4 protein-coding genes, 1 tRNA gene and 1 pseudogene are annotated in these 8,000 nt (G+C 63.4%); 2 read left to right on the top strand and 4 right to left on the bottom strand.

Annotation, left to right across the window (positions count from 1 at the left end; translation table 11 throughout):
- The 3 genes and pseudogenes from gltD to A2J03_RS21755 form a co-directional block, all read right to left on the bottom strand.
- Nucleotides 1–315 (bottom strand): annotated as a pseudogene (gene gltD / locus A2J03_RS21765) (glutamate synthase); the annotation flags it as partial.
- The gene (gene gltB, locus A2J03_RS21760) at nt 308–4,897 is read right to left on the bottom strand and encodes a glutamate synthase large subunit (RefSeq protein WP_068378146.1); all 4,590 of its coding nucleotides are present in this window, start codon (nt 4,895–4,897) and stop codon (nt 308–310) included. The gene gltB and the pseudogene gltD, both read right to left, overlap by 8 nt.
- Nucleotides 4,898–5,257: 360 nt before the next feature.
- Nucleotides 5,258–6,136: an alpha/beta hydrolase family protein gene (locus tag A2J03_RS21755; RefSeq protein WP_068378144.1), complete on the bottom strand. Its 879-nt coding sequence runs from the start codon at nt 6,134–6,136 to the stop codon at nt 5,258–5,260.
- A 113-nt stretch (nt 6,137–6,249) separates the two neighbouring features.
- Between A2J03_RS21755 and A2J03_RS21750 the strand changes: the two genes are divergently transcribed.
- Nucleotides 6,250–6,705 carry a winged helix-turn-helix transcriptional regulator gene (locus tag A2J03_RS21750; RefSeq protein WP_068378142.1) on the top strand — a complete coding sequence of 152 codons (456 nt, stop codon included), beginning with the start codon at nt 6,250–6,252 and terminating at the stop codon, nt 6,703–6,705.
- A 111-nt stretch (nt 6,706–6,816) separates the two neighbouring features.
- On the opposite strand, the gene A2J03_RS21745 is transcribed toward A2J03_RS21750, so the two are convergent.
- Nucleotides 6,817–6,899: transfer RNA gene (locus tag A2J03_RS21745), tRNA-Leu, on the bottom strand.
- A gap of 164 nt (nt 6,900–7,063) precedes the next feature.
- Between A2J03_RS21745 and A2J03_RS21740 the strand changes: the two genes are divergently transcribed.
- The coding region (locus A2J03_RS21740) for an FhaA domain-containing protein (RefSeq protein ID WP_156520511.1) at nt 7,064–8,000 on the top strand (937 nt) is incomplete at its 3' end.

Below are 8,000 nucleotides of genomic sequence, written 5' to 3'. Positions count from 1 at the left end.
CGACGCTTCACACGGCGCCGGACACAACCGACCGGTGAACTCCGGAAAGTTGTTGGTGGCGTGCAGCCGGTCGATGCTCTCGCGCCAACGGTCCTTGAACACCAGGTCGTTCCACTCGGGAATGAGATTTCCGAGCGGGCAACCGTTGTGGCAGAACGGGACACCGCAGTCCATGCATCGACTCGCCTGGGTCCGCAGTGTGTCCTTGGAGAAGTCCTCGTAGACCTCTTTCCAGTCCATCAGCCGCAGGTCGACGGGACGACGCTTCGGCAGTTCACGAACGGTGTGCTTCAAGAATCCTTGTGGGTCACCCACGAGCTGCCTCCATGATTGCCTCGTCCACGTCCGCGCCGTTCTTCTCGGCCTCGGAAATGGCGAGCAGTACCTTCTTGTAATCGCGCGGCATGACCTTCACGAAGTGGTTCACCTGCTGTGACCAGTCCGCGAGGATTCGCTCTGCGACCTCGGATCCCGTCTCGTCCTGATGACGTGTGACGATCTCTTTGAGCCAGGTGAACTCGTCACCCTCGATGCCCTCGATGTCGACGAGCTCGGTGTTCAGGTTCGCCTCGAACGTCTTGTTCGGATCGAAGACGAACGCGACGCCGCCGGACATGCCGGCACCGAAGTTACGTCCGGTCTCACCGAGGATGACGACCTTCCCGCCCGTCATGTACTCGCAGCCGTGGTCACCGACACCTTCTACGACGGCCACCGCTCCCGAGTTACGTACGGCGAAGCGTTCCCCGACGACTCCGCGGATGAGTGCCTCACCCTGCGTCGCACCGAACAGGAAGACGTTTCCGCCGATGATGTTGTCCTCGGCGACGAATCCTGCAGGGGCGTCGAGCGACGGGCGCAGAACGATGCGTCCGCCCGACAGTCCTTTGCCGACGAAGTCGTTGGCGTCGCCGTGCAGCCTCAGCGTCATACCCGAGGGCACGAACGCACCGAAGCTGTTGCCTGCCGAACCGGTGAACGTGATGTCGATCGTGTTGTCGGGCAATCCGACTCCGCCGTACGCCTTGGTCAGCTCGTGCCCGAGCATGGTGCCGACCGTGCGGTTGACGTTGGTGATCTTCGATTCGAAGGTCACCTTCTCGCCCTTGTCGAGGGCGTTGCGACTCTGCGCGATCAGCTGCTGATCGAGAGCCTTGTCGAGTCCGTGATCCTGAACGCCCGTGTTGTAAAGGTCCTGGTTCATGAACGCCGACTCGACCTCGTCGAGGATCGGCGACAGGTCCAGCTTCGACGCCTTCCACGCTTCTTTGGCCGCGGTGGTGTCGAGCAACCCGACCTGGCCGACGGCTTCGTCGAGTGTGCGGAAGCCGAGTTGGGCCATGAGCTCACGAACCTCTTCGGCGATGAACATGAAGAAGTTCTCGACGAACTCGGGCTTGCCCGCGAAACGCTTGCGCAGCACCGGGTTCTGCGTCGCGACACCGACCGGACAGGTGTCGAGGTGACAGACACGCATCATGATGCAGCCCGATACGACGAGAGGTGCGGTGGCGAAACCGAATTCCTCACCACCGAGCAGCGCGGCGACCATGACATCGCGGCCGGTCTTGAGTTGGCCGTCGACCTGAACGACGATGCGATCGCGAAGTCCGTTGAGCAGCAACGTCTGCTGGGTCTCGGCGAGCCCGAGCTCCCACGGTCCACCTGCATGCTTGACCGACGTCAACGGGGTGGCACCGGTGCCACCGTCGTGACCCGAGATGAGCACCACGTCGGCGTGCGCCTTGGAGACACCAGCGGCGACCGTTCCGACGCCGACCTCGGAGACGAGCTTGACGTGGATGCGAGCCTGCGGGTTGGCGTTCTTCAGATCGTGGATCAGCTGAGCGAGATCCTCGATCGAGTAGATGTCGTGGTGCGGCGGCGGCGAGATCAGGCCGACGCCAGGCGTCGAGTGCCGGACCTCGGCAACCCACGGGTACACCTTGTGCGCCGGAAGCTGGCCGCCTTCACCGGGCTTCGCGCCCTGCGCCATCTTGATCTGGATATCGGTGCAGTTGGTCAAGTAGTGCGAGGTGACACCGAAGCGGCCCGACGCGACCTGCTTGATGGCCGAGCGTCGCCAGTCACCGTTCTCGTCCGGCTCGAAGCGTGAGACGTCCTCGCCGCCCTCACCGGAGTTGGAGCGCCCGCCGAGTCGGTTCATCGCGATCGCCAGTGTCTCGTGCGCCTCGGCGGAGATGGAGCCGTAGCTCATTGCACCCGTCGAGAAGCGCTTGACGATCTCCGACGCCGGCTCGACCTCGTCGATCGAGATCGGCTGACGATCCTCGGTCTTGAAACGGAACAGTCCACGCAGCGACGCGAGACGCTCGGACTGGTCGTCGACCATCTTCGTGTATTCCTTGAAGACGTCGTACTGACCCGTGCGGGTGGAGTGCTGAAGCTTGAACACGGTGTCGGGGTTGAAGAGGTGGTACTCCCCTTCCCGACGCCACTGGTACTCGCCGCCCGTCTCGAGCTCGCGGTGTGCGCGCTCCTGACGGTTGGTCAGGTAGGCGACGGCGTGGCGTGCGGCCACGTCCTGTGCGACCTGCTCGAGGTCGATGCCACCGAGGTGGCTGTTCAGGCCGGTGAAGTATTCGTCGACGAGATCCTGGGACAGGCCGATGACCTGGAACAGTTGCGCGCCGGTGTAGGACGCCAGCGTCGAGATGCCCATCTTGGACATCACCTTGAGCACACCCTTGCCTGCGGCCTTGATGTAGTTGGCGACGGCCTTGTCGAATTCGATGTCGGTGAGGGCACCGCGTTCGATCATGTCCTCGATGGACTCGAAGGCCATGTACGGGTTGACCGCTGCGGCACCGAATCCGATGAGCAGGGCCATGTGATGCACCTCGCGGGCGTCACCGGCTTCGATGATCAAACCGACCTTGGTACGGGTCTTCTCGCGGACGAGGTGGTGGTGCACCGCGGAGGTCAGCAGCAACGACGGAATGGGAGCGAGCTTCTCGCTCGACTCGCGATCGGAGAGCACGATGATGCGTGCGCCGCCCGAGATCGCCGCGGAAACCTGGGTACGAATGGCCTCCAACGACGCGCGCAGGCCCTCGCCGCCCTCGGCAACCGGGTACAGACCGCGAACGACGACCGAACGCAGTTCTTCCTGGGTGCCGTCGTCGTTGATGTGGACGAGCTTGGACAGATCGTCGTTGTGCAGGATCGGCTGTGGGAGCACGATCTGCTTGCACGCATCGGGACCTGGGTTGAGGAGGTCGCCCTCGGGTCCGATGGTGCCGCCGAGGCTCGTGACGATCTCCTCGCGGATTGCGTCGAGCGGCGGGTTGGTGACCTGTGCGAAAAGCTGCGAGAAGTAGTCGAACAGCATCCGCGGACGCGTCGAGAGCACCGCGATCGGCGTGTCGGTGCCCATCGAGCCGATGGCCTCGGCCCCGGTCTTCGCCATCGGCGAGACGAGTACGTTCAGTTCCTCGTTGGTGTACCCGAAGATCTGCTGACGGATCAGCACACGGTCGTGCGGCATGTGGACGTGCGGGCGGTCCGGCAGGTCGTCGATCGAGGTCAGACCCTCGTCGAGCCACTGCTGGTACGGGTGCTCGGCGGCGAGTTCGTCCTTGATCTCGTCGTCGGAGACGATGCGACCCTGCGCGGTGTCGACGAGGAACATACGGCCCGGCTGCAGGCGAACCTTGCGGACGACCTTCGACGGGTCGATGTCGAGGACGCCGACCTCGGAGGCCATGACGACGAGACCGTCGTCGGTGACCCAGAGACGGCTCGGGCGAAGGCCGTTACGGTCGAGCACAGCGCCGATGACGGTGCCGTCGGTGAAGCACACCGAGGCCGGTCCGTCCCAGGGCTCCATGAGCGAGGAGTGGTACTTGTAGAACGCCCGACGAGCGGGATCCATGGACTCGTGACGCTCCCATGCTTCGGGAATCATCATGAGCACGGCGTGCGGCAGGCTACGTCCACCGAGGTGGAGCAGCTCGAGTACCTCGTCGAAACGTGCTGTGTCACTTGCGCCGTGCGTCACGACGGGGAAGATCTTGGCCAGCGACTCGGCGCCACCGAACACGTCGGACTCGATGAGGGCCTCGCGGGCGCGCATCCAGTTCTCGTTGCCGGTGGCGGTGTTGATCTCGCCGTTGTGCGCGACGCGACGGAACGGATGCGCGAGCGGCCACGACGGGAACGTGTTGGTCGAGAAGCGCGAATGCACAAGTCCGAGAGCACTTTCGACGCGTTCGTCCTGCAGATCCAGGTAGAAGCCCTTGAGCTGTGGCGTCGTCAGCATGCCCTTGTAGACAAAGGTGGAGGGTGAGAGCGACGGGAAGTACACCGTCTCGCGGCCCGGGCCGTCCTTGCCTGCGCCTTCTTCACCCAATTCGTGCTCGACGCGCTTGCGAATGACGAACGCGCGTCGCTCGAGTTCGATGTCGGTAACGGAGAAGTCGGGGGAGGCGAAGAACAGCTGACGGAACGTCGGCATCGCGTCGCGCGCGAGCGCCCCGAGAGAGGAGTCGTCGGTGGGAACTTCACGCCACCCGAGGACCTTCATGCCCTCGTCTTCGACGATCTGTCGCACGCCTTCGCACGCACGGGCCGCGTCGTTCTTTCCCTGCGGAAGGAAAGCGACTCCGGTGGCATATGCGCCTGCTGCGGGCAGCTCGAAATCCACGACGGCGCGGAAGAACGCGTCCGGTACCTGGATCAGGATTCCGGCGCCGTCACCGGTGTTGGGCTCGGAGCCGGCGGCGCCCCGATGTTCGAGATTGACCAGCGCAGTGATGGCCTTCTCGACGATGTCTCGACTACGACGACCATGCATGTCCACGACGAACGCGACACCACAGGAGTCGTGCTCGTTTCGGGGGTCGTAGAGGCCTTGGGGGCCCGGAGTGTGCTTCATACCTAGCCTTCGGATAAGTCAAGCCTTCAAGTACGTCGCAGCGGCGCGGCACGGATCGCCGGCCGTCGCGGACGGCTATATTGGGTGCCGTTCGCCGTTGAAGCAGCACCCCCGAAAACGATCTTCGGCTAACGTCGAGCAGGTGAGCTCGTTCGCAGCGCGCAAGCGTCTAGCGGGTGGATTCGGCATCGGGTACGCCGGTCCAACCACAAACGATAAGTCAGCACCTAGCCCACCCCGCAACTAAGGTATACCTAAATCAGCCTTTCACCTGGCGTTTCTCGAAGATCGCGTGGGCCTCGCACGGGTCGAGAAGCGAATTCCGGACTAGGCTTCCAGACCGGGTTGCCCAAGACGGGATCAGCGCGAATTGCCGGGGATATTCGTTTCGACCCACAGGGCAATGTGCTCGGCAATCTTGTCGCCGTGGTTTATCCAGGCAATATGCCCGGCCGGACGATCGCCGGTCATCGACTTGTCGAAGTGCGTTCGGGTCAGTTCGGCATTGGGAATGTGGGAACACAGTGCATCCACAGCTGCGGGAGGGGCCATCCAGTCTCCTTCGACGGATGCGGCAAGCACCGGCAGCTCCACTTCACGCATGAGTTCGGAATACGTCGTCCCACGCCCGATCGAATCGAAGCTGTTCGTTCGAGCAAGCCGGGCCCAGTCGAGAATCAACGGCTTCGGTTGCCGCCCCAGGAAGTTCAGCGTGTCGCCGGGGTAGTACCCGAAGAGGCGCGCAACGATTGCCGCGAACGAGGTTCCGATCAGCGGACCCAGCGCAGTTCTGCCGGGATAGACACGGTGATACGACGAGTTCGATGCGATGAACGCGATACCGGCCAACTTTTCGGGGGCAGTGGCCGCGTACATGATGCCGATCTGACCATCGAGGCTGTGTCCGAGCAACACGATCGGCCGACCCTCGAACAGGGCTTCCACTTCGGTCACGACGGCAGGAAAGTCAACCGATGCGATGTCGTGGTACCCGACGTCGGTGCCACGCGTCGTCGGCGGCGTGCTGGCACCGTATCCCCGATAGTCGACCGTCACCGATCCCAAACCGTGTCGAGCGAGGTCGTCCATGAAGCGCGCGTACTTCCTTGCTGCGACGCCCATCGCCGTCCAGATCATGACCACTGGCTTGCCCACGTCGCCGTCACGGCTGAGAAGCGCGAGCGTGTCGCCGTGCGGAAGTTCCACGGTGTGCTGGCCTGCAGTTCGAAATTCGGTCATGATTCGTCCCCCCGATTGACTGGCCGACGCGATCAGTCGTCGGCGATGTTCTCCCCGAATCGGAGGCTAACAGGAGCAGTCTCGTTTTGGAACTGCCCGCGTAGGATTTTTGTATGCGCTACGGAGACCTCGATGACGTGCCGTGCTCGATCACCCGCCCATTGGTGGTGTTCGGCGACCGGTGGACTCTGTTGATCCTGAAGTTCTCGTTTTCCGGCGTGCGGCGGTTCAACGAGTTCACGACGACACTCGGTATCTCCAGAAGTCGGTTGCAGGACCGTCTGAACAGGTTGGTCGAGCACGGGATCTTGGTGAAGGCTCCGGCCGCGGAGGGAACCTACGAGGAGTACCGACTGACGAAGAAGGGGCACGACATCTACCCCATCTTGATGGCGATCAAGGATTGGGGCGACAACTACATGGCCCCCGACGGGCCGCCCGTTCTCTACCAGCACGGCAATTGCGGGGGTCAAGCGCACGTCTCACTCGAATGCGACTGCTGCGGCAATCAATTGACGGCACGCGATATCGCGCCCGCGTTGGGACCTGGTCTCACCGGCAAGGGGTGATCCTGGCGACTGAATCAGGATCGAACAAAAAAAGCCGCAAACGACGAAGATTCCGTGTGCCACGGAAGTACGTCGTTTGCGGCTGAAAAACTGCTGTGACCAAAACTACTGTGGGCGGAGGGGGACTTGAACCCCCACGTCCCGAAGGACACTGGCACCTGAAGCCAGCGCGTCTGCCATTCCGCCACCCGCCCGAGTGACCGGTGAACATTAACACGCACATCCGGCGGCGATGAAATCGCGCTCGTGCTTCCCCTCCAGCGGGGACTGACCGCAACCGGCAACGTATATCATGCTTGGACGACGACCTCGAGGCGACACGCGCTCGTGGCAGAAGAGATCGGGAGGAGTGGTCACCATGGGCATTGTCCAGCGTTTCGAGCGAAAGCTGCAGGGCGCGGTCGGTGACGTGTTCGCCCGTGTGTTCGGCGGCGGCGTGGTTCCGCAGGAAGTGGAAGCTGCGCTGCAGCAGGAAGCTGCCGACCGAGTCAGGCCACTCGACGGTGGCCATTTGCTCGCACCCAACAGCTATGTGATCACCATCAACAGTTCCGATCACGAAGAACTGGCCGCCGATCGGGATCTGACCGTCAAAGCCTTCTCCCGCCACCTCGGGGACTACATCCGTGACCAGGGGTGGCAGACCTACGGTGACATCGTGGTTCGGTTCGAGCCCTCACCTACTTTGCACACGGGCCAGTTCCGGGCCAGTGGTTCGGTGGATCCCGATGTGGGACGATCACCGACTGCGGCCGGCGGCAGCAACCCACCGAAGAATCGCACTGCGGCACCACGAGCTTCCACACCCGCGGAGGCTGCAGCACCCGGTCCGCGACCCGCGCGCCCGTCAGCACCACCTATGTCGACATCAGGAGCCGGCCCCATGACGCAGAACCCAGGCTACGACCCGCACCGCGATCCAGCCGAAGGCTCTCGCCCTGATCCGCGTGCCCGAAACGGCTACCCAGCTCAGGGCCAGGACCCCCGCTACGCTCCGCAGAACCGTGACCCGCGCGCATACGGCCAGGATCAGGGCTACCGCAGTGACCAGGGCTACCGCAACGGCGCATCACACGGGGGCGAGCCCTACGGGGCACCGGCCGCGGAAGGTCAGTACGACCAGCAGGCATACGGTCAGGGCTACCAGGCGCAGCCGTACAACGATCAGGGCTACGACCAGCAGGCGTACGACCCGCAGGCATACGGCCAACAGCCATACGCAGAACCCGGCTACGACCAGGGCGGGCAGAGCGGTCAGGCTTACTCGGACCCCGCTTACGGACAGCAGGGCTACG

The sequence above is a fragment of the Rhodococcus sp. EPR-157 genome (assembly GCF_001647195.1).
GTDB lineage: Bacteria > Actinomycetota > Actinomycetes > Mycobacteriales > Mycobacteriaceae > Rhodococcoides.
Note: the sequence above shows the minus strand (reverse complement) of the source record. Positions and strands in the feature narration are given on the sequence as shown.